Source organism: Streptomyces sp. JHA26 (assembly GCF_002005565.1).
Lineage (GTDB): Bacteria > Actinomycetota > Actinomycetes > Streptomycetales > Streptomycetaceae > Streptomyces.
The window spans coordinates 1-1,725 of sequence record NZ_BDJC01000139.1 but is presented as its reverse complement, the minus strand read 5'-3'; the positions used below and the strand labels follow the sequence as shown (position 1 = coordinate 1,725).

The 1,725-nt window shown below is 80.2% G+C and carries 1 pseudogene; it reads left to right on the top strand.

The window, feature by feature from the left end:
• Positions 1-1,725: pseudogene (locus tag JHAT_RS35810) on the top strand (FtsK/SpoIIIE domain-containing protein); the annotation flags it as partial.

Here is a 1,725-nt window from a genome sequence, read left to right as displayed (position 1 = left end):
GGAGACCTGGCCGGACTCGCCTCGCTGCTGCTGACGGCGCTGGACCGGGCCGCGGCTGTGGGAGCGCGGGCCGGGGCACCCCGAGGCGCTCGCCGTGCGGCTCGGGACGGCCGACCGGATGGCGCCCGGCGCCGACGCGCCGCTGCCCGCGGTCCCGGTGACCGTCGGACTGCGCGAGGCCGGGGCGCTCGGTCTGGCGGGCCCGCGCGCGCGGCTCGCCGGGCTGGCCCGCGCGGTGCTGGCCCAGCTGGCCGCGCTGCACTCCCCCGACCTGCTGGAGATCGTCCTGATCAGCGCGGACCGCTCCCGCCCGCTCGCGGAGCGGACCGCCGAGTGGTCGTGGCTGGGCTGGCTGCCGCAGGTGCGCCCGGGGCACGGCCAGGACTGCCGCCTGCTGCTCGCCTACGACCACGACCAGGCCATGGCCCGCGCCCGGGAACTCCTCCGCCGCCTGGAGGACCACCTGACGGACGCCCGCAACGGCACCCGGCCGCCGGCGGCCCCCGTCGGCGCGATCCCGGCCCAGCCGACGGCCCCGGCCCGGGACCTGCGGCACGGCGGGCCGGACGGGCACGGCGAACCGGACGGACACGGCGGACACGGCGGACCGGACGCGCCGGACGGACCCGGGGCGGACGCGGGGACCTCCCGGCGGCCCTCCTGGGCCCGGGCGGACGACGGGAGCGACCCGGCCGGCGGCTTCGCGGGGCCGTACACCGTGGTCGTCGTGGACGGCGACCCCGGCGGCACCGACGTGCGCGAGGTGATGACGCGGCTGGCCCTGGAGGGACCCCGGGCCGGCATCCACGTCGTGTGCCTCGCCGAGACGGCCGCCGCCTCCCCGACCTCTCCGGTGACGCGGACGTACGAGGCGGCCTGCGCGGCGTCGCCGGTCTTCCGCGACTGCGGTGCCGTGGCGCTGCTCAGCGGTGACGTGGCGACGACGCTGCGGCTGCTGCGCGTCGCGCACGGCGGGTCGTCCCCCGGCGGGCCGGTCGGCCACGGCACCGTCGGCACGGTGGACGCCGTCTCCCTCGCCTGGTCGGAGCGGTTCGCGCGCGCCCTGGCGCCGCTGCGCACCGACGGCGGGGCGGGCGAGCGCCACGCGCGCGTGTCCGCGCCGCTGCCCCAGGCGGCCCGGCTCCTCGACGAGCTGGGCCTCGCCCGGGCCACCCCGGCGTCCCTGATGGCCCGCTGGGCGGACGCGGCCGACGACGCGGAGGCCCTCGGGGGCCGCGCGCACGCCGTGCTGGGCGCCGGACCGCGCGGCCCGGTCGCGGTGGACCTCGCCGCCGAGGGACCGCACCTGCTGGTCGAGGGCCCGCCCGGCAGCGGCCGTACGGAGCTGCTGCGGGCGCTCGTCGCCTCGCTCGCCTCCGCCGAACGCCCCGACCGGCTCGGCATCGTCCTGATGGACGGCCGGGACACCGTGGGCGCGGGCAAGGCCCACGGCGAGGGCCTGCGCGTCTGCACGGACGTGCCGCACGTCACCACGCACCTCACCGCCGACGACCCGGTCCGGATGCGGGAGTTCGCCCAGTCGCTGAGCGCCGAGCTCAAGCGGCGGGCCGAGCTGCTCGGACGCTCCGACTTCGCCGAGTGGCACGCCGGGCGGGAGGTGTCGGGGCGGATGGTCAGCCAGCGCACGGCCGCGTCCGGCCCCGGGGCGGTGCCGGGCGCGGGGACGTCGACTCGCCGCCCAGCTCGACGCTGCGGCTGCGGCCC